At 60.1% G+C, this 20,630-nt stretch carries 19 protein-coding genes and 1 tRNA gene; 19 read left to right on the plus strand and 1 reads right to left on the minus strand.

Translation table 11 applies throughout. The features are described from left to right. The first annotated feature begins 732 nt into the window (after window positions 1-732). Window positions 733-1,389 carry a glutathione S-transferase family protein gene (locus AC2A6O_RS18030; RefSeq protein WP_162530050.1) on the plus strand — a complete coding sequence of 219 codons (657 nt, stop codon included), beginning with the start codon at window positions 733-735 and terminating at the stop codon, window positions 1,387-1,389. Window positions 1,390-1,569: 180 nt separating this feature from the next. Here AC2A6O_RS18030 and AC2A6O_RS18035 read toward each other — a convergent pair. Then, window positions 1,570-1,659, minus strand: a tRNA-Ser gene (locus AC2A6O_RS18035). A 636-nt stretch (window positions 1,660-2,295) separates the two neighbouring features. Between AC2A6O_RS18035 and AC2A6O_RS18040 the strand changes: the two genes are divergently transcribed. From AC2A6O_RS18040 to fdhF, 18 genes are all read left to right on the plus strand, one after another. Continuing rightward, window positions 2,296-2,898, plus strand: coding sequence for a 50S ribosomal protein L21 (locus tag AC2A6O_RS18040; RefSeq protein WP_498929133.1), 603 nt, complete (start codon window positions 2,296-2,298; stop codon window positions 2,896-2,898). A 50-nt stretch (window positions 2,899-2,948) separates the two neighbouring features. Further along, window positions 2,949-3,218, plus strand: coding sequence for a 50S ribosomal protein L27 (gene rpmA, locus AC2A6O_RS18045; RefSeq protein ID WP_006933726.1), 270 nt, complete (start codon window positions 2,949-2,951; stop codon window positions 3,216-3,218). A 138-nt stretch (window positions 3,219-3,356) separates the two neighbouring features. After that, a complete protein-coding gene (locus AC2A6O_RS18050; protein ID WP_162855035.1) occupies window positions 3,357-3,962 on the plus strand; it encodes a GNAT family N-acetyltransferase in 606 nt (201 codons plus the stop codon). After that, on the plus strand, window positions 3,959-4,528 hold the full coding sequence (locus AC2A6O_RS18055) for a GNAT family N-acetyltransferase (protein ID WP_148584781.1): 570 nt from the start codon (window positions 3,959-3,961) through the stop codon (window positions 4,526-4,528). Before AC2A6O_RS18050 ends, AC2A6O_RS18055 begins: the two co-directional genes overlap by 4 nt. Next, window positions 4,528-5,070: a GNAT family N-acetyltransferase gene (locus tag AC2A6O_RS18060; protein WP_498929136.1), complete on the plus strand. Its 543-nt coding sequence runs from the start codon at window positions 4,528-4,530 to the stop codon at window positions 5,068-5,070. Before AC2A6O_RS18055 ends, AC2A6O_RS18060 begins: the two co-directional genes overlap by 1 nt. Before the next feature lie 46 nt (window positions 5,071-5,116). Further along, window positions 5,117-6,163 (plus strand): GTPase ObgE, encoded by a 1,047-nt coding sequence (gene obgE / locus AC2A6O_RS18065; RefSeq protein WP_148584779.1) that lies wholly within the window; start codon window positions 5,117-5,119, stop codon window positions 6,161-6,163. Further along, window positions 6,163-7,293: a glutamate 5-kinase gene (gene proB, locus AC2A6O_RS18070; RefSeq protein WP_498929138.1), complete on the plus strand. Its 1,131-nt coding sequence runs from the start codon at window positions 6,163-6,165 to the stop codon at window positions 7,291-7,293. Before obgE ends, proB begins: the two co-directional genes overlap by 1 nt. A gap of 59 nt (window positions 7,294-7,352) precedes the next feature. Then, a complete protein-coding gene (locus AC2A6O_RS18075) occupies window positions 7,353-8,663 on the plus strand; it encodes a glutamate-5-semialdehyde dehydrogenase (RefSeq protein ID WP_498929140.1) in 1,311 nt (436 codons plus the stop codon). A 22-nt stretch (window positions 8,664-8,685) separates the two neighbouring features. Beyond that, on the plus strand, window positions 8,686-9,321 hold the full coding sequence (locus AC2A6O_RS18080) for a nicotinate-nucleotide adenylyltransferase (protein WP_498929142.1): 636 nt from the start codon (window positions 8,686-8,688) through the stop codon (window positions 9,319-9,321). 230 nt (window positions 9,322-9,551) lie between these two features. Then, window positions 9,552-9,935, plus strand: a complete 384-nt coding sequence (gene rsfS / locus AC2A6O_RS18085; RefSeq protein WP_148585596.1) for a ribosome silencing factor — start codon at window positions 9,552-9,554, stop codon at window positions 9,933-9,935. 79 nt (window positions 9,936-10,014) lie between these two features. After that, complete coding sequence (rlmH, locus tag AC2A6O_RS18090; RefSeq protein ID WP_148584776.1) at window positions 10,015-10,497, plus strand: 23S rRNA (pseudouridine(1915)-N(3))-methyltransferase RlmH; 483 nt, start codon at window positions 10,015-10,017, stop codon at window positions 10,495-10,497. 53 nt (window positions 10,498-10,550) lie between these two features. After that, window positions 10,551-11,048: a GNAT family N-acetyltransferase gene (locus AC2A6O_RS18095; protein WP_498929144.1), complete on the plus strand. Its 498-nt coding sequence runs from the start codon at window positions 10,551-10,553 to the stop codon at window positions 11,046-11,048. A gap of 305 nt (window positions 11,049-11,353) precedes the next feature. After that, a complete protein-coding gene (locus tag AC2A6O_RS18100) occupies window positions 11,354-12,700 on the plus strand; it encodes a murein hydrolase activator EnvC family protein (RefSeq protein WP_498929146.1) in 1,347 nt (448 codons plus the stop codon). Continuing rightward, window positions 12,697-14,028 (plus strand): S41 family peptidase, encoded by a 1,332-nt coding sequence (locus tag AC2A6O_RS18105; protein ID WP_148584773.1) that lies wholly within the window; start codon window positions 12,697-12,699, stop codon window positions 14,026-14,028. The genes AC2A6O_RS18100 and AC2A6O_RS18105 overlap by 4 nt, the downstream gene beginning before the upstream one ends. Before the next feature lie 117 nt (window positions 14,029-14,145). Next, entirely contained in the window at window positions 14,146-15,291 is a 1,146-nt protein-coding gene (locus tag AC2A6O_RS18110) for a divergent polysaccharide deacetylase family protein (RefSeq protein ID WP_498929149.1), read from the plus strand. Between the two features lie 30 nt (window positions 15,292-15,321). Beyond that, window positions 15,322-15,852 carry an RNA pyrophosphohydrolase gene (locus AC2A6O_RS18115; protein WP_498929150.1) on the plus strand — a complete coding sequence of 177 codons (531 nt, stop codon included), beginning with the start codon at window positions 15,322-15,324 and terminating at the stop codon, window positions 15,850-15,852. Window positions 15,853-16,124: 272 nt separating this feature from the next. Then, window positions 16,125-17,801 (plus strand): NAD(P)H-dependent oxidoreductase subunit E, encoded by a 1,677-nt coding sequence (locus AC2A6O_RS18120; protein WP_498929459.1) that lies wholly within the window; start codon window positions 16,125-16,127, stop codon window positions 17,799-17,801. Beyond that, on the plus strand, window positions 17,798-20,566 hold the full coding sequence (fdhF, locus tag AC2A6O_RS18125; protein ID WP_498929152.1) for a formate dehydrogenase subunit alpha: 2,769 nt from the start codon (window positions 17,798-17,800) through the stop codon (window positions 20,564-20,566). Before AC2A6O_RS18120 ends, fdhF begins: the two co-directional genes overlap by 4 nt. Window positions 20,567-20,630: the final 64 nt, after the last annotated feature.

Genomic DNA, 20,630 nt, shown 5'->3' on the forward strand with positions numbered 1-20,630 from the left:
GAAGCGGGTTTGCCGTCTTATGGCCAGAGAGCAAGCAGGAGACAGTTCCTGACGGGATGTGGGCCACACGCACAACGGCCCCGTAACGGAAGACCCCGTCTCAAGGTTTTCTCAGGTTGCCGCGCAGAACAGGGCCGCCGCCCAAAGCCTCATTTCCTGCGCTTCCGCGCCTTGAGGAAGATCAATCCGCCTAAACCATTTCGTCTTCATTTATGGTTCCACACCCTAAACGTTTCGGAAAAATCCCCAACACCCTCCAGGGAACAGGTGGAAATCTTTGGTGCTCGCATAAGGGCGCGGCTGTCCGACATAAAAGTCCCGGCCGCCAAATCTTATTTAAGGGCGATCGTTTCTGAGGTCCTGGTCACTAAGGACGAGATAAAGATCTTTGTACCGAAGGAAATCGTTGTCCAATCAGCCGCCGAAGAAACCTGTGATGAAGATGACCCTCATCAAACGCTAGCGGTTCGTCGATATATGGGGAAACGCGGAGAGAGAGGGATGCGAACCCTTTTGACGATCTATTCAAAGAACTTGAGGATCGGGAAGTGGTTTTAAACGCCTTCTCGGATTTGGGTATGGATTATATTCGAGATTAGTTGGAACTACCCGCTTCGGCCATCGACTAGCTACCGTACGTCCAACTGGCAGCTATGAGTCCATTTCTGTCGTCCCATCTGTTCAATGATTGACCAGCTTGCGCAGCGACGTTTCACCAGTCAGAGTGTTTTAATGTTGACGCTTTTTTCCTGCATCGGCACCGCGTCTTTTGCACCTCAAATGGTGCTGGAAGAAGCCGAACTTATGCACAATATCGTTGAAATCGATATATCCCGAGGCGCGCATCGGTCGCCAGAATATCTGTCCATAAATCCAAGCGGAAAGATTCCGGCGCTAAAGTTGGAGAACGGAACGGTGATGACAGAAGCGTCAGCAATCTGTCTTTTCCTGGCCGATCTGCACCAGCTTTCCGAAATTGCGCCCGGGCCCAGTGATCCTGACCGCCCCTTGTTTCTCAAAACACTGATCTATTTGGCGACATCGGTTCAGGATCAATATAAGCGCTACTACTATCCTGAGCGCTACTCCACAGATGCGAGCAACGCACAAAACATCCGAGACAGAGCAGTCGAATTGTTGGGTGAAGTCTGGGCGCCGCTTGAGGAGCATTTAGACGCAAATGGTCCGTACTGTTTGGGACCACGTCATAGCGTGGCGGATACCTATCTTGTGATGCTTGCATCTTGGTATCCGGACCAAGACGGTTTTAGGCATAGGTTTCCGAGTATCGCCCGATGCTTCGATTTAGTAGCTGAGAGGCCGATCATTAAAGCGGGGCTGGATCGACAGCATGTCATCAGTGTTGGCCGCAAAGATGCTGGAAGCTGACACACACTGAGTGGTGGCAAAGTCCGCAAACCCGCGATTGATGGTGCAATCACTTTGAAACCAGTTCGCCCGAGAACCGCCCGACAGTAAGGTCGACTCAACTTAGGTCAGGCCTGTAAGTACAAGCGCGTTGCTCTGATCCCGCAAGCGGGTTCGCTAACACGTCTGCTTTATGAAAAATGGCGGAGAGAGGGGGATTCGAACCCCCGGAACGCATGCGCGCTCAACGGTTTTCGAGACCGCCCCGTTCAACCACTCCGGCACCTCTCCGCGGCACTTGCGATAAACGGGTCTCAAGTGGCGCGGAACATAGACACACTCTGCGCGCCCTGCAAGCCCGGAAATGAGTTCTTTTTTCAGGTTGTGGATTGGGGGCGTTTTCGCCTGGTTTGTCTGGTTCCGAGGCATGATCTGACCAGCTATGGAAGCGGGTGCGCCCGTTGAATAGCTGTGTGGAAGAGCTTCCTGGAAAGGGCTGGAGGGAGCATCGTGGAGATTCGGATTGACCTGATGCGAGCCTGCCCCGATAACGGCCGGTGAGGCGGATTAACGTTTTCCCGTTTGCGGCAATCGCGATGAACGCTGAGAGAACCCGCCGCGAATGCACGGCGCATGGGATTCGAAAAACAAGCGGTTTTGCGGCAAAAAGGCCAGATTTCCGTTTGACAACGAATGCGGGCCGACTATATTGCGCGAGCTCGAAAAGGTTCGCTTTTTCGAGTTCTGTTTGTCGTTCAAGGCCTGCCGGGCTTTCAAAGCTTCACGCTCAACCCGACACAAAGACTTGTCAGCCAGGATTCAAGACCTGGAGGGACAGGCGCCTCGGTTCGACCTGAAAAGCAGCCGGTTCGATGGTGTAACAGCCCGTTCCGGTGTGTCAAAAACGAAAAGAAGGACGTGCGAGACATGTTCGCAGTGATCAAAACGGGTGGCAAGCAGTACACTGTTGCCGCCGATGACCTTCTGAAGGTCGAAAAACTCGAAGCCGAAGCCGGCAGCACCATCACCTTTGAAGAGGTTCTGATGGTCGGCAATGGCACAGACACCACCGTTGGAGCTCCGCTTGTGGAAGGCGCTTCCGTGGTTGCTGAAGTGGTCGAACAGGGCCGTAACCGCAAGGTTATCATTTTCAAGAAGCGCCGGCGTCAGAATTCCCGCCGCCGCAACGGCCATCGTCAGGCGTTCACCCTCGTCAAGGTGACCGACATCCTGACCGGTGGTGCAAAGCCGGCCAAGAAGGCAGCGCCGAAGAAGGCTGCGCCGAAGGCTGAAGAAACCGCTGAAGCCGCACCGGCTGCAGCAGCAGAAGGCGGCGACGACCTGAAGAAGCTGGACGGCGCTGGTCCGGCTGCTGTGAAGAAACTGAACGAGGCTGGCATCACCACCTTCGCTCAGATCGCAGCCATGTCCGCTGACGATGTCGCACGCGTTGAAGAAGAAACTGGCCTGAAGGGCAAGTTCGAACGCGGTAATTGGGTTGAGCAGGCGAAGGAACTGGCTGGCAACTAAGCCGCCGCTCCTAAACCTAACAAGTATTCGAAGAACGAGGAGTTCTAACGATGGCACATAAAAAGGCAGGCGGCTCGTCCCGCAACGGCCGCGACTCAGCTGGCCGCCGTCTCGGCATCAAGAAATTCGGCGGGGAAGCTGTGATTCCCGGCAACATCATCGCGCGTCAGCGCGGCACTACCTGGCACCCGGGCACCGGCGTTGGTATGGGCAAGGACCATACCATCTTCGCGACCGTGGAAGGCAAGGTAGAGTTCCAGGCGAAAGCCAACAAGCGAACCTACATTAACGTGCTCCCGGTAGCGGAAGCAGCGGAGTAAAGCCGACGTGAAGTTTCGAAACGCCGGCGTCCCGTAAGACCCCGGCAATTCGAGACAGGCCAACATCCGGCCAGTCGAAGATCCAAGGGGGAGATGGGGCGCCATCTCTCCCTTGATTTGTTTTGGCTGGAGGAAATGATGGTTGTTGAAAGTGACGGTTTATTAGACGAAAGCAGTCTTGCTGCGGCTCCATTGCCGCAGGAAGCGGTTCGTGTGCGGCTCGACAAACCGCGTATGGACGATTTGGCCGATATGGTATTTCTGGCCAACAACAAGAAAGTGGCGGCAAACCTTTCCACCATGCCGCATCCCTTCACATTGGACGATGCCCGCTCGCTGGTTGCCAAGTCCGCGATCAACCAGCCCCATTCCGCAACCTTTGCCATCCGCCTGAAGGTAACCGGTCGGCTGATCGGCATCACGCGGTATGCCAATGTCGAGTCCGGCGGCCCCGTGCATGTCGGCTATTGGCTGGGTGAGCCCTTCTGGGGGCAGGGGCTGGCAACCGAAGCGGTTCATGCGCTCGTCGACCACGCCTTCACCTATCACGACATTGGCGAATTGCAGGGATCCTGCCGGGTCACCAATCCGGCATCGCGCCGGGTGCTCGTCAAATCCGGATTTCAGTATCGCGACCAGGCCATGATCCGCTCTCTCGGGGCGGGTGGCTCGGTGCCCATCGAGCGCTATACGCTGGAGCGGGCTGTCTGGAAGTCATTGAAAAGATGGGGGCAGGGACGATGAGCATGTTGCCGGAACTGAAAACGAGACGCCTGATCCTGCGGCCGGTCGAAATGTCCGATGCGGAAGCCATGGTCGCCCTGGCAGGCAAGGATTTCGAGGTCGCCCGCTGGATGACGTCGTTCACCTGGCCCTATGAGGATGGAACCGCGGAAGCCTATCTGAAAACCGTCGTCGGCAAGGATCCGTTTAAAACCGAAGCACTGTTCGCCATCACCCTTGGCGGGGTGTTCATTGGCGTGGTCGCCATCGAGCCTCCGGGCGATCTGGACGATCTTCCGAACGTGCCGACACTTGGCTACTGGCTCGGCCGCGCCTTCCAGGGCCATGGCTATGCCAGCGAGGCGGTCGAGGCCGCGCTCGGCTGGGCGTTCGAAGCATATGAGACCGATGCCGTCGCCGCACGCGCCTTCGAGGACAACTTCCGCTCTCGCGGTCTGTTGCGGAAAATGGGTTTCAAGCCCTACGCCATGACGGAACGGTTCTCCAAGGCACTGGATCGCAGGGTTTCCAATGTCATCGTGCGCCTGGTACGGGCCGATTTCGACGCGCGCAAGGAAGCTGCGTGATGTTGCCCGTTCTGAGAACGGAGCGTCTGATCCTTCGAGCCCCGCGTCCGGAGGATCTGGACCGCTGCGCCGAGCTTCTGGGCGACTATGATGTCGCCAAGATGCTGTCGCGGGTCACCTATCCCTACGATCTGGAACAGGGCCGGGCCTATCTGGCACGTTCCGCAGAGCGCTGGTCGAATTGGCGGGAGGCGGAGGAACTCGGATTTCAGATCGATTGCCAGGGCGAGATGATCGGCGGTGTCAGCTTCAAAAAGTTGCGGGAGACCCCGGAGATCGGCTATTGGCTGGGGCGCGCCTATTGGGGCAAGGGATATATGAGTGAAGCAGCGCGGGCGGCGGTCGTCTGGCTGTTCGGCAATACCGATCACCAGTTGGTCGCCTGCGAAGCCATGACGGAAAATCCGGCTTCGCTTGGCATTGCCCGGAAATTGGGCTTCCGCGAAGTAGGGGAAGTGGGCTGTGCCAGTGTGTCACGAGGCTGTACGATGCCGGCCATCCGCACCGAGCTGACACGAACAGACTTTCTGAACGGCCAGTGATCCAACCGGGGTCCGGCCTGAAACAGGACGAAAAGAGAAAAAGAAAATGAAATTCCTAGATCAGGCCAAGGTCTATGTGCGCTCCGGCAACGGCGGTGCGGGCTGTGTGTCGTTCCGACGCGAGAAATATATCGAATACGGCGGTCCCGATGGTGGTGACGGCGGCAAGGGTGGCAACGTCATCATTGAATGCGTCGACGGCCTCAACACGCTGATCGACTATCGCTACAAGCAGCATTTCAAGGCCGAAACCGGCATTCACGGCATGGGCCGCAACCGCACCGGTGCCCATGGCGGCGATGTCGTGCTGAAAGTTCCCGTCGGCACCCAGGTCTTCGAGGAAGACAACGAGACGCTGATCGCCGACCTGACCGAGATCGGCCAGAAGGTGATGCTTCTGAAGGGCGGCAATGGCGGCTTCGGCAATGCCCATTTCAAATCGTCCGTCAACCAGGCTCCGCGCCGGGCCAACCCGGGCCTTGAGGGCGAAGAGAAATGGATCTGGCTGCGGCTCAAGCTCATCGCCGATGCGGGTCTCGTCGGTCTGCCCAATGCGGGCAAGTCCACTTTCCTGGCAACGGTTTCCGCTGCCAAGCCGAAGATCGCCGATTATCCCTTCACGACCATTCACCCCAATCTCGGCATCGTTCAGATCGACGGCCGCAGCTTCGCCATGGCCGACATTCCCGGCCTGATCGAGGGCGCTCATGAGGGAACGGGCCTTGGCGACAGATTCCTTGGCCATGTCGAGCGCACCCGGGTTCTGCTTCATCTGGTGGACGGCTCCGGCCAGGAAGATCCCGGCGAAGCTTACCGGGTGGTGCGCGGCGAGCTGGAAGCCTACGGCGCGGGTCTTATGGAGAAACCGGAAATCGTGGCGCTCAGCAAATGCGACGCGTTGAACGAGGATCTGATTGCCGAAAAGGCGGCCAGCCTTGAAGAGGCCTGCGGCCAGAAACCTCTGATTCTGTCCTCGGCCAGCGGTCTCAATGTCGACCGTGCGCTGCGCATGATCGTGCGCGCCATCGACAAGGACAAGGAAGACGAAGCCAACCAGGTGCCTGCACCCGAGCAAGAGGGCTGGCATCCCTGATGTCCCGCAGTCTGAAAGACTACAGCCGGATCGTCGTCAAGATCGGCTCCGCCCTTCTTGTCGAAAAGGGCGAACTCAAGCGCAACTGGCTGAATGCGCTGGTTGCCGACGTGGTTCGGCTGTCCGATGCCGGAGCGGAGGTGCTGCTTGTTTCCTCCGGCTCGATCGCGCTTGGCCGGGGCATTCTCGGCCTGCCGGGTGGGCCGCTGAAGCTTGAGGAAAGTCAGGCGGCAGCTGCTGCCGGTCAGATCGCGCTGGCGCAGGCCTATGCGGATGCCCTTGGCGCGCACGGCAAGAAGGCCGGTCAGATACTGCTCACCCTAGGTGACACGGAAGAACGTCGGCGGTATCTCAACGCCCGCGCCACCATCGGCACCTTGCTTAAACTCGGGGCCGTGCCGATCATCAACGAAAATGATTCCGTGGCCACGTCCGAAATCCGCTACGGCGACAACGACCGCCTGGCGGCGCGTGTTGCCACCATGGCCAGCGCCGACTGCCTGGTGCTGCTGTCGGACATTGACGGGCTATACACCGCACCACCGCAGCAGGACCCCGATGCGGTGTTTCTGCCTGAAGTGCCGCGCATTACCCCGGAAATCGAGGCCATGGCCGGATCCGCCGGTTCGGAGCTTTCGCGCGGCGGCATGAAGACGAAGATCGATGCCGGCAAGATCGCAACCACTGCCGGAACGTCGATGGTGATTACCTCCGGCAAGGAACTCAATCCGCTTGAGCGGTTGGACCAGGGCGCTCGTGGGACATGGTTTCCCGCGCTCAGCTCTCCCTCCAGTGCGCGCAAGGCCTGGATCGGCGGTCATCTGGAGCCGCGCGGTGAAATCCGGCTGGATGCAGGTGCCGTCCGGGCGATGACCTCCGGCAAGAGCCTGTTGCCGGCCGGGGTCACCTCTGTATCGGGAAGTTTCTCGCGCGGTGACGCGGTGATATTGCTCAACCCGGAAGGCCGGATTATCGGCCGGGGGCTGATTGCCTATGATGCCGATGAAGCGCAGCTGATTGCGGGCCGCAACAGCCGGGAAATTGAAGCCATTGTCGGTTATCCGGGCCGAGCGGAAATGATCCACCGGGACGATCTGGTTCTGGAACGGCCTGCGCTCGACGAAGTTTGAGCGATCCGGTGGATGTCTTTTGATCTGGAACGCGTTAAAACGCGTCAGGACTGGCGGTGGTGAACGCCGCGAAACGGGAGCAAGTGAGTATGCTGGAAGTAGTCGAGGCAAAGACGATCGAGGACTTGATGACAGAGATCGGGCAGCGTGCCCGTGCTGCCAGCCGGATTCTTGCCGTTGCCCCAGCAGACCAGAAGAACGCAGCCTTGCGCGAAATGGCTGCGGCCGTTCGCGCCGCAGCACCGGATATTCTCGCAGGCAACCGGCTCGACATCGAGGCGATGAAGGCGGGCGGGCAGACGGCATCTTTCCTGGATCGCGGCACGCTTACGGATGAGCGGATCGAGGCGATTGCCAAGGCCCTTGAAGATATCGTCGCGCTGGAGGATCCCGTCGGCAGCGTGATCGCCGCCTGGGACCGGCCGAATGGCCTGAAGATTGAGCGCGTGCGCACGCCCCTTGGCGTCATCGGTGTGATTTACGAAAGCCGCCCGAATGTGACTGCGGATGCTGGGGCTCTGTGTCTGAAAGCCGGTAACGCTGTCGTTTTGCGCGGTGGCTCCGATACCATCAATTCCAACCGGGCGATCCATGCCGCCCTGCAGAAAGGCCTCGTTGCGGCCGGTCTGCCGGAGGAGGCGATCCAGATGGTGCCGGTGACCGACCGGGCCGCCGTTGGCGAAATGCTGCGCGGCCTTGGCGGCAATCTTGATGTCATCGTTCCGCGCGGCGGGCGCAGCCTGGTTGAGCGCGTGCAGAGCGAAGCGCGCGTTCCCGTATTCGCCCATCTGGAAGGCCTTGTGCATATCTTCATCGACAAGGCTGCAGATCTGGAGACCTCCGTCGAGGTGGTCGTCAACTCCAAGATGCGCCGGACCGGCGTCTGCGGCGCGCTTGAAACGCTTCTGGTGCATGAAGACGTGGCCCACAGCCATCTGCCGGTGATCGTGAAGGCGCTTCAGGAAAAGGGCTGCGAAATCCGCGGCGGTGCGATTGTGCGCGATATCTGCGAAAACATCGTACCGGCAAGCGAAGACGACTGGTCGACAGAATATCTGGACAAGATCCTCGCGGTGAAGGTGGTTGCGGATCTCGATGCCGCCATGGACCACATCGCGCGCTATGGCTCCAATCACACAGATTGCATCGTGACCGAGGACCAGGCCGCCGCCGACCGTTTCCAGCGGGAAGTGGATTCGGCCATCGTGCTTCACAACGCTTCGACCCAGTTTGCCGATGGCGGCGAGTTCGGCATGGGGGCGGAGATCGGCATTGCGACCGGTCGCATGCATGCACGCGGGCCCGTGGGCGTCGAGCAGCTGACCAGCTTCAAGTACAAGGTGCATGGCACCGGCCAGATCCGTCCGTGACGGCCATTGTGAGGTCGTCTGTATGAGTACCTTGAGTCTTGGCGCAGGACTGGATCGCGACTGGATGAAGCTGCCCCATGCCGAGCCGGGCAACCGCATCGGCATTTTCGGCGGCTCTTTCAATCCTCCCCATTCCGGTCACCGACTTGTGGCGTCGACCGTGCTGAAGCGGCTGGGGCTTGATCAGATCTGGTGGCTGGTAACGCCCGGCAACCCGCTCAAGAGCCATTCTGAGCTGGCACCGCTGGAACGGCGGCTGCGCCTGACGGCTGATCTTGCCGACCATCCACGCATGAAAGTGACGGCCTTCGAGCAGGTGCTGGGAACGCCCTACACCGCCAGAACGCTCGTCGCTCTGCACCAGATGCGGCCATCTGTCCGATTCGTTTGGGTCATGGGTGCTGACAATCTTGCCGGCTTCCATCGCTGGCAGGATTGGCGCTCGATTGTCGGCTCGGTGCCGATTGCCATTGTGGACCGCCCGGGAGCCTCGCTATCGGTCATGTCCTCCCCCATGGCAAAAGCCTATGAAAAATATAGGCTTCCCGAAGAAGACGCAGCGCTTTTGCCGGAAATGGCGGCGCCTGTCTGGACCTTTTTGCACACGCCTTTGGACCGGACATCGTCCACCGATCTGCGTCTGGGGCAAAAGCGGTGACGGGCAGATTTGCCAAGATTTCCCGCTTGTCTTGAAAATGCCAATCGGGAAGCGATATTATAGCGATGGTCGCGATGAGCGCGGCCGAGGTACGGTCAACCGGTCCTGCACCCAAAACGGGTGACGTGCAAAGTCGAACGTTTCAGTTCGTGACGACGTTGGGCGCGGGACGGCATAAACGGCGAAAGGCATAACACCTGACCATGACCTTTGAAAGTGAGCGGGCAGACATGTCCTCTCCTCTGCAGGCTTCCGTAGGTAAAGAACTTGCGGCAGACCTCCTCGATACGGTCCTCACCAGTCTTGACGGCTCCAAAGCTGAGGACGTTGTTACTCTCGATATCGCAGGCAAAAGCTCGCTGGCCGATTACATGATAATCGTGTCTGGCCGCTCCCATCGTCATGTGGGCGCGATTGCCGAGCATTTGGTGAAAGATCTCAAAGCGGCCGGCGCCGGAACGGCAACGGTTGAGGGTCTGAGCATCTGCGATTGGGTGCTGATCGATGCGGGTGATGTGATTGTGCATATCTTCCGTCCGGAGGTTCGCGGTTTCTACAATCTGGAGAAGATGTGGGCACCGGAAGAGGATGCGGCACCGCATTACATCGGCTGAGCCGGCATTGAGACCCTGAAACGGGCCTCCGTCTGCTGTCGGGCAGATTTTTCACCGGAACGATCTCCGGCAGGGACTCATGCGCTTTACGCTCTTCTGCATTGGCAAAATGAAAGCCGGTGCGGACAAGGAAATTTTCGACCGGTACATCGACCGCGCCCGCAAGAGCGGCCGCGGCCTCGGCATTACCGAAGTTGCCCTCACTGAAATGCCTGAAAGCCGTGCACAGCGCGCCGACGACCGCAAGACGGAAGAGGCGCGGGGCATTCTTGCTGCGCTCAATGCAGGCGCGCGGCTTGTGGTGCTGGACGAGAACGGCAAGAACCTCACCAGCCCCGCTTTCAGCCAGAAACTGGAAGCCTGGAAGGACGAAGGCGTTCCCGATGTGGTGTTTGCCATTGGCGGGGCGGACGGTCACGGCCAGGAAGTTCTGGGCAGGGCGGACCTGAAACTGGCGCTCGGGGCCATGACCTGGCCGCATCAGATCGCCCGTATTCTTTTGGCGGAGCAGATCTACCGCGCCATGACGATCCAGTCCGGCCACCCTTATCACCGCGTGTGAGACGCCCGAAGGCGCCCCTTAAAACGCCCCCCGAAAACTCTGGGAGAAACCCGGTGATACCCGCACTTGAAACCGAAAGACTGATCTTGCGGCCGATGACCATGTCGGATTGGCCGGCATATGAAGCGCTGATGGCTTCCGAGCACTCCCGGTACATGGGCGGCCCTATGTCCCGGTCTGCCGCCTGGGGCATGTTCTGCCACGACGTTGCGCAATGGCAGTTGATGGGACACGGCGCGCTGATGATGGAAGGGCGTGGCTCGGGCGAGGTTCTCGGCCAGGTAGGCATCAATCACGGGCCTCTTTTTCCCGAGCACGAGCTGGGCTGGTTTGTCTATGAACATGCGCAAGGCAAGGGCTACGCGTTTGAAGCGGCCAGGGTTTTTCGTGACTGGGCGCAGCAGGAGCGGCACTTGCCGTCCCTGGTCAGTTACATGGACGCGGACAACAGCCGTTCGGCACGTCTTGCCGAAAGACTGGGAGCTATTCTGGATGCTGATGCGCCGAGACCGGAGCCTGACGATGTTGTCTACAGACATTTTGGACGGTGAGGGCAGGCCGCCGGGTTGAGCGTCAAAGACGTTGCCGTTACGGCATTGTGACTAAAAATTAACAATTGAACTGGCGGAAAAAGGCGCGAATGCCTGTATCTCGCCGCATTCGCCACGTAACGGTCATCAATCAGACAGAAGAGGGAATGCGATCCAGGTGGGACTAAAAAGTTAACTGGCCGGTCACTAGGGTAAACGGTTCGTTAACGCAGACTGTGTATCGCATTGTAAGACAACCCTTTGGGAGCTTAGGCAGGTTGATAGCGGAACGCATGACAGCGACGCGTTCGGAACTTGAGAGACGGATGATATTCCGCCCTCTCTTGAGTGGACTGACTGCGGTCTTGCTCGTGCTGCCCGTGCCTGCCGGATCGACCGAAACGGCCGACGAAACCACGCCCCAGGAACAGGCGGCTCCTTCTCCCGAGGTGAGCGCCGCCCTGGAACGCAAGAAGCAACGCGAACAGGAACTTGCTGCGCTCTCGCGCGATATCGAGGTCTCGACAGACCGCCAGGCCGCCATCGCCCGTGAGATCCGTGCACTTGATCGCGACCGGGAAACGCTGAATGCAAAGATCATCAGCACTTCCGACACGATCAAGGGGCTGGAAGGGAAGTTGACCGATACCGAGCGCCGGCTGCGTGCGCTGGGTGAGAATGAGGACGCGGTACGCCTGTCGCTGATTTCCCGACGCGATGTGCTGTCGGAGGTGCTGGCCGCACTACAGCGAATCGGCAGGCGCCCGCCACCGGCACTTGCAGTGCGCCCCAGCGACGCGCTTTCAGCGGTGCGCAGTGCGATTCTCTTGAACGCGGTCATGCCGGAGCTGAAGGTCGAAACCGAGGCTCTTGCGGCAGATCTTGAGGAATTGCACCGTCTGAAGACGGTGATTGCAGAGGAAAAAAACCGCCTGCGCGGCGATGCGATGCGATTGGCTGAGGAAAAGTCCCGGCTTGAGCTTCTTTTGAGCGCAAAAAGGCAGGAACATCAAAGAACGGTACAGGACCTTCAGCAAGAGAAGGAACGTGCGGCGGAACTTGCGGACAAGGCGGGGTCTCTCCAGGAATTGATCGCGTCCCTAGAAGCGGAAATCGAAAGTGCGCGGGAGGCGGCGGAAAAGTCGCGCCAGGCAGCACTCAATGCCCGGAAAAACCCGTCGCGCACCTATGATCCCTTTGCGGATCCGGGGCGTTTGGCACCGGCCATTTCGTTCCTGGACGCCAAGGGCAAGCTGCCGCAACCGGTTGCCGGGACGCTTTTGAAGGACTATGGCCAGGAGGACGATTTCGGCGGTGTGACGGAGGGTCAGTCTATCGCCACGCGTCCTGGCTCAAATGTGACTTCACCCGCGGACGGATGGGTGGTCTATTCGGGACCGTTCCGTTCGTTCGGACAACTCTTGATCCTGAATACCGGCGACGGCTACCATGTGCTGCTTGCCGGAATGGACCGGATCGATGCGGAGTTGGGGCAATTTGTTTTGACCGGGGAACCGGTTGGTGTGATGGGCGCAACCCAGTGGGCTAGCGCTTCGACGTTCGGTTTGGGCTCGACCCAGCCGATCCTTTATGTTGAATTCCGGAAAGACGGTCGTGCGATCGATCCCACACCCTGGTGGGCACGCACTGAAGAAGAAAAGGCTCGCGGATGATACGGAAAGCTTCCTTGCTGCTGGTGGGTGCCCTCATGGGAGCAGCGGCAATCACGACACTGTCCCAGATGCCGATCAATGTCTCGGTTGCGGCCAATGCGGCGGCAACGGATACTTACCGGCAGCTCAATCTGTTTGGCGACGTGTTCGAGCGGGTACGCTCCGACTACGTGGAAGTCCCTGATGACGCTCAGCTTATCGAGAGCGCCATCAACGGCATGTTGACCTCACTCGACCCGCACTCCAGCTACATGTCCCCGAAAAGCTTCCGGGACATGCAGGTGCAGACCCGTGGCGAGTTTGGTGGTCTTGGTATTGAAGTCACCATGGAAGAAGGCCTTGTGAAGGTCGTGTCGCCGATCGACGATACGCCAGCCGCCAAGGCCGGTGTTCTTGCGGGCGACTACATCACCTACATCGATGGAGAGCAGGTCCAGGGCCTGACCCTCAATGAGGCGGTCGAAAAGATGCGCGGTCCGGTCAATACGGACATCGTCGTCACCGTGCGCCGCAAGGGCAGTGCAGAACCGTTCGACATCACCATCACCCGCGACATCATCCGCATCCGTTCGGTGCGCTGGCGGGAAGAGGATGACGTCGGATACGTTCGTGTCACCCAGTTCAACGAGCAGACCTTCGACGGGCTCAAGGAAGCTGTCGAGGAGATGACCGAAAATATCGGTGAGGACAAGCTCAAGGGCTTCGTCATCGACCTGCGCAACAACCCGGGCGGTCTGCTGGACCAGGCCATTGCGGTCTCCGATGCGTTCCTCGACCGGGGTGAGATTGTCTCTACCCGTGGCCGCGAAGCTGACGAAACCCAGCGCTACAACGCCCGTGCAGGCGATCTGACGAACGGCAAGCCGGTGATCGTGCTGGTCAACGGCGGCTCCGCTTCGGCTTCGGAAATCGTTGCCGGCGCGCTGCAGGATCATCGCCGGGCGACCATCCTCGGCACGCGGTCCTTCGGCAAGGGCTCGGTCCAGACGATCATCCCGCTTGGGGCCAACGGCGCCATCCGCCTGACGACTGCGCGTTACTACACGCCGTCGGGCACGTCGATCCAGGCAAAGGGCATCGTTCCGGATATCGAATCCCTGCAGGATCTGCCGGAGGATCTGGTTGGCCGGGTCGACACCAAGGGTGAAGCCGGTCTGCGCGGTCACCTGGAAGCGTCCGAAGGTGAAGAAGGCTCCGGAAGCCAGGCCTACGTGCCGCCGGATCCGAAGGACGACACGCAGCTGAACCTGGCCCTCGATCTTCTTCGTGGCAAACAGGCAAACAGCGCGTTTCCGCCGGTCTCCGACAGCGCAGCTGTCAAAAACTAAGACAACAAACGCGCGCCGGTCCGCCGGCGCGCGACTTTCCGTTCTCGTTCTGCGTACATCAAAAACAAACTTTCCGGTCGGGGGGCTTCCTGATCCGGGCAATAGGCTCAGGACGGTATGTCGAGCGAAGATCTCACAGCTCCATTAGGCATGGGCAAGCGGCGGCTGGTCAGGCTGCCGTTCGGTCTTATCGGGGTCGGTATTCTGAGCGTCATCATCACGTCGACGCTCGTCTGGATCACCGTTGTCGATGACCCGCTGGGCGGAGAGCCTGTCGCCGTTCTGCCGCTCGACGCGATCGTCGAGGGCGTGACCTCCCAGGACATTGAAGTGGTTGAGATCCGTCCGGGCATCGACGGAGATCTCGGGCCGAACCTGCGTCCGCAAAGCAGCAAGGATCTGCTTGGCCCGCGCTATGACATGGTCATGCGTCCCGACGGACTTGGTCCGAACGCCCCGGTAACCAGCTTGTCGATCAATCCGGACACCCGTGTCAGCGAACGCTCCGATTTAGGTTTTCTGCCGAAGGTCAGCGACGCGGGCGTGCGTCCGCTGGATGCCTATTCACGGCCTGTGGTGCGTGAATTCACCTCCATACCGAAAATTGCCGTCATCGTGACCGGTCTCGGACTGAGCGAAACCGGTACGCAAAACGCACTCAACCGGTTGCCGGCCGATACGACATTTGCACTCGCGCCTTACGGCAGCGATCTGGATGAGTGGATGCAGCAGGCCCGGACCAAGGGACACGAACTGCTGCTGCAGCTGCCGCTGGAACCGTTCGATTTTCCGGACAACGACCCGGGGCCGCACACGCTGCTGGTCAGCCTGCGCCCCAACGACATGATGGATCGTCTTGGCTACCTGCTGACGCGGGCGACCAATTACGTTGGCGTTATTCCCGAAATGGGAGCCCGCTTCACGTCGACCAAGCCGTCGATGGAGTTCCTGTTGGAAAAACTGAAGGCCCGTGGCCTGATGTTTGCGGACAATGGCACCTCTTCGAGATCCATCGCAGATGAAGTTGCCAAGGAAAAACGCATCGCCTTCAGCGGGGTGGATGTGGTGCTGGATGAAGTGCCGCGCGAAGATGATATCAACGCCAAACTGCTGCAACTTGAAAGTGTCGCCCGGGCCCGCGGGGTCGCTGTGGCAGCCGCGTCGGCCTTGCCGGTCACCGTGCGCCAGCTGGAAAAGTGGGTCCAGGACCTGGAAGAACGCGGCCTTCAACTGGTTCCGGTTAGCGCGACCATCGACCGATAATCTCAGCAGATTGAACACCAAGAGGTTTTTGTGACGAAGCTGGCACTTGGACCGGGGTTTCCGGAACCTGACGACGGTCTTCCTTACCGGCCCTGCGTCGGAATCATGCTCATCAACACGGCGGGCAAGGTCTGGATCGGGAGCCGCGATGACGGCGGCAGTTCATCCAACTACGAATACTGCTGGCAGATGCCTCAAGGAGGCATCGACAAGGGTGAGGCGCCGGAACCGGCAGCCCGACGCGAGCTTTATGAGGAAACCTCGATCAAGTCCGTTACCCTGCTTGAAGAAGCTCCGGAATGGTTCGCCTACGACTATCCCCCGGAAGTCGTGCGCACGTCTCGCAAAGGCAAGTATCGCGGACAGGCGCAGCGCTGGATTGCCTACCGGTTCGACGGATCGGAAGACGAAATCAACATTCTGACCCCGCCGGATGGCCACACGGCAGAATTCTGCGACTGGCGCTGGGAAGATGCCGACCGTCTGCCTGGCCTGATCGTGCCGTTCAAACGCCCGGTCTATGAGCGTGTTGTTGCTGCGTTTTCCCATCTCACGTCTTGAGGCGAAGCCGTGTGAGCAGGCTCGAGCGATGGTTCGTTCTAGCCGATTTTCGTAAGCCCTTGTCCGGTGAGCAGCTTCAAAGCGTCAGCATTGGAGTCCCGTTTGTCGTTTTTCAAACAGACAGGCCGAAGCGGCGCGGCTAACATCCGGACCAAAACACGGGGTAGGTGAGGGGAATCGCAGTTGCGAACCGCCCGCCGACACCGCGAAGGTCAAAAAAGGAGCGCGGACGCGAAATCCAGATGCGCTCCAGCACAACGGGAGATACGCCAATGTCGTTCGGCAAGGGGCTTTCACGCAAGCCATCCCAGCCAAAAGGGCGTCAGGTGGAAGATGCGGCTCTGGACGAGGTCCGGAAACTGCTGGGCGACGAGCCACGCCGGCGCGACCTGCTCATCGAACATCTCCACAAGATCCAGGACGCATTCGGCTGCCTGGAAGCCCGGCACCTGCGCGCGCTGGCGGAAGAGATGCGCCTGTCGCAGGCTGAAGTCTATGAAGTCGCGAGCTTCTATCATCATTTCGACATTGTGCGGGAAGGCGATGCGAGGCCTGCGCCGCTGACCGTTCGGGTTTGCGACAGCGTTGCCTGTGCGCTGAAGGGCGCGGATGCTCTTGCAGCAGCTCTTGAAACCGGGGTCGATCCGGCGAAGGTCCGCATTCAGAAAGTTGCCTGCATCGGCCGTTGTGCCGGGGCTCCGGCCGTCCAGGTCGGCAAGCGGGCAATCGACAACGCCAGCGAAGTGTCCGTACGCGCTGCGCTGTTCGAGGGAAATTCCAGTCCGTCGGTTCCCGATTACATCAAGCTTGACGCTTATCGCGACGCCGGTGGCTACAAGTTGCTGGAGCGCGTGCGCGCCGGTGAGCTGGATGCGGTGGAAATCGCGGACAAGGCCCTGGAAGCCGGGCTTCGCGGCCTTGGCGGCGCGGGTTTTCCAACCGGCACGAAATGGAAGATCGTCCACGATCTGCCAGCTCCGAAATATCTCACCATCAATGGTGATGAAGGCGAACCGGGCACATTCAAGGACCGCGTCCATCTGGAACGGGATCCGCACCGGATGCTGGAAGGCGCGCTGATTGCCGCCCATGCGATTTCCGCTGCGCGTATCTATCTTTACATGCGCGATGAATATCCTGCGGTTATCGAGATCCTGCGGACGGAAATCGAGGCTCTGCGCGAGGCTGGCATCATCACGACCATCGATATCGAGCTGCGCCGCGGGGCAGGGGCCTACATCTGCGGCGAAGAAAGCGCGATGATCGAATCGATCGAAGGCAAGCGCGGCCTGCCACGCCACCGCCCGCCTTTCATCGCACAGGTGGGCCTGTTCGGGCAGCCGACGCTCAACCACAATGTCGAGACCCTGTTCTGGATCCGGGACATCGTCGAAAAAGGCCCGCAGTGGTTTGCCGACCACGGACGCCGCGGCCACAAGGGCTATCGTTCCTTCTCGGTCTCCGGGCGCGTCAAGGAGCCCGGCGTCAAGCTGGCTCCCGCGGGCATCACCATGAACGAGCTACTGGAAGAGTTCTGCGGCGGCATGGAGGAAGGCCACGTCTTCAAGGCCTACCTGCCAGGAGGCGCTTCGGGCGGCATCCTGCCGGCCTCGCTTGCCGACGAGCCACTCGATTTCGGCACGCTCGACAAATATGGCTGTTTCATCGGCAGCCATGCCATCGTCGTTTTCTCCGATCAGGATGACATGCGCGATGTGGCGCTGAACCTGATGCGCTTCTTCAAGCACGAGAGCTGCGGTCAGTGCACGCCGTGCCGGTCCGGAACGGAGAAAATGGAACATCTGCTGGCGGCAGGTGACTGGGACAAGACCAAGATCGCCGATCTTGATGCCGTCATGCGCTCGGCGTCGATCTGCGGCCTTGGCCAGGCGGCCAGCAATCCGGTCACCTCGGTGCTGAAATTTTTCCCGGAGGAGTTCGAGGCATGAGCCAGGTCACTTTCTCTCTCGACGGTCGGATGGTCACTGCGGAAGACGGCGAAACCATCTGGCAGGTTGCCAAGCGCGAAGGCGTTGCCATCCCGCATCTCTGCCACAAGGACGCGCCAGGCTATCGGTCTGACGGCAACTGCCGGGCCTGTATGGTCGATATCGAAGGCGAGCGCGTTCTTGCCGCCTCCTGCATCCGCACACCCGCTGACGGCATGGTGGTGAAAACCACCAGCGATCGCGCCTCCAAGGCCCGTGAAATGGTGTTCGAACTTTTGGCTGCCGACCAGCCGTCGCGGGACAACCACCCCGACCCGGAAAGCGATTTCTGGAAATGGACCGACCGTGTCGGCGCGTCCACCAACCGTTTCGCACCCTGTGCCAAACCGGCTCAGGACATTTCGCATCCGGCAATTGCGGTCAATCTGGACGCCTGCATCGCCTGCAACCTGTGCGAACGGGCCTGCCGGGAAGTGCAGGTCAACGACGTCATAGGCATGGCCGACCGTGGATCGCATACCGTGCCGGTGTTCGATCTGGCCGACCCCATGGGGCTTTCCACATGCGTTGCCTGCGGCGAATGCGTGTCGGCCTGTCCGACTGGGGCGCTGATGGAAAAGAGCCTTCTGGACGCAACCGCCAGCAAGCGCGAGATCTTTGCCAAAGAAACCGTCGACAGCGTCTGTCCCTTCTGCGGTGTCGGCTGTCTGACGTCGGTCTCGGTGCAGGACGGCAGGATCGTCAGCGTCGAAGGCCGGGACGGCCCAGCCAACGAAAACCGGCTCTGCGTCAAGGGCCGCTTCGGCTTTGACTATGTTTCCAGCCCGGAGCGTCTGACCAAGCCGCTGATCCGCCGGGACGATGCGCCCAAGCGTGGTGACATCGCCATGTCGCGGGAAAATCATCTCGACTATTTCCGCGAGGCCACATGGGAAGAAGCGCTCGAGCGGGCGGCTGGCGGCCTGAAAGCCGTCTATGACGCCAAGGGTGGTCGGGGTATCGCCGGCTTCGGTTCGGCCAAGGGCTCCAACGAAGAGGCCTATCTCTTCCAGAAGCTGATCCGCCAAGGCTTCCAGACCAACAACGTCGACCATTGCACACGTCTCTGCCACGCTTCGTCCGTGGCAGCGCTGATGGAAGGCATCGGCTCGGGTGCGGTGACGGCACCTTTCAATGCTGCAGGCGAAGCCGACTGCATGATCGTGATCGGCGCGCGACCGGAACAGAACCACCCTGTTGCAGCAACCTACATCAAACAGGCGGCCAAGAACGGCACCAAGCTGATCGTCATGGATCCGCGCGGCCAGGGGTTGATGCGGTTTGCAGACTACGGTTTGAAGTTCAAGCCGGGCACGGATGTGGCGTTGTTGAACGCGATCCTCAACGTCATCATCACCGAAGGCCTCTACGACAGCCAGTATATCGCCGCCCATGTGGATGGGTTCGAGGCGTTGAAGGAAAAGATCGCCGACTTCACGCCGGAAGCGATGGAGCCCGTCTGCGGTATCGACGCACAAACCTTGCGGGACGTCGCAAGGCTCTATGCCACCAGCGCCAAGTCCATCATTTTCTGGGGCATGGGCGTTTCGCAGCATGTCCATGGCACGGATAACGTCCGCTGCCTCATCGCCATGGCGTTGACCACCGGCCAGATAGGCCGCCCGGGTACGGGCCTGCATCCGCTACGCGGACAGAACAACGTGCAAGGTGCCTCCGACGCGGGTCTCATTCCCATGGTGTTCCCGGATTATCGGTCGGTCGAAAGCCCGGACATCCGAGCCGAATTCGAGGATGCATGGGGCCGAACGCTCGACCCGGTGCGCGGGTTGACCGTGGTGGAGATCATGGACGATATCCTGGAAGGTGGCATCGAAGCGATGTTCGTTCAGGGTGAAAATCCGGCCATGTCCGACCCGAACCAGACCCATGCGCGCAAGGCGCTGGCCAGTCTGAAGCATCTGGTGGTTCAGGATATCTTCCTGACGGAAACCGCCTGGCATGCGGACGTGATCCTGCCGGCCTCCGCCCATGCGGAGAAGCTCGGCACCTACACCAACACAAATCGCCAGGTCCAGATCGGCCGTCCCTGCGTGCCCATGCCGGGTGAAGCGCGGGCCGACTGGCAGATCCTCATCGATCTCGCCAATCGTCTGGGCCTTAACTGGACTTATGACGGCGTGCCGGCGATCTACGAGGAAATGCGCTCGCACATGGCCTCGCTGAGCAACATTTCCTGGGAACGGCTGGAGCGCGACGGCACGGTTACCTATCCGGCGGACGCTCCGGACAAGCCGGGCAACGAAATCCTGTTCGGCCAGTCTTTCCCCACTGCCGATGGACGCGGCCGCATCGTACCGACGGATCTCGTGCCGCCGGACGAGCTTCCAGATGACGATTTCCCGCTGGTGCTGACCACGGGCCGCATGCTGGAGCATTGGCACACCGGAGCCATGACACGGCGCGCACAAGTGCTCAATGCCATCGAACCGGAGCCCGTTGTCTCCATGAACCCGCGCGACATCGAGCGCTCGGGGCTGGACATTGGACAGCAGGTGAGGGTGGAAACACGGCGCGGCGCGATCACGTTGACCTTGCGTGCCGACCGGGACGTATCGACAGGCATGCTGTTCATCCCGTTCTGCTTCAACGAAGCCCCGGCCAACTTCCTGACCAATCCGCAGCTCGACCCCTTCGGCAAGATTCCGGAGTTCAAATTCTGTGCTGCCCGGATCGGGGCGGCCGGTCAGCGACACGCGGCGGAGTGACGCCGGTTCCAGCCGACGCACGAAGGAAGAAAAGATTTCTTCAGAGAAAAAAGGGCGGCCACTG

This window comes from Labrenzia sp. ATLA3 (genome assembly GCF_057180185.1).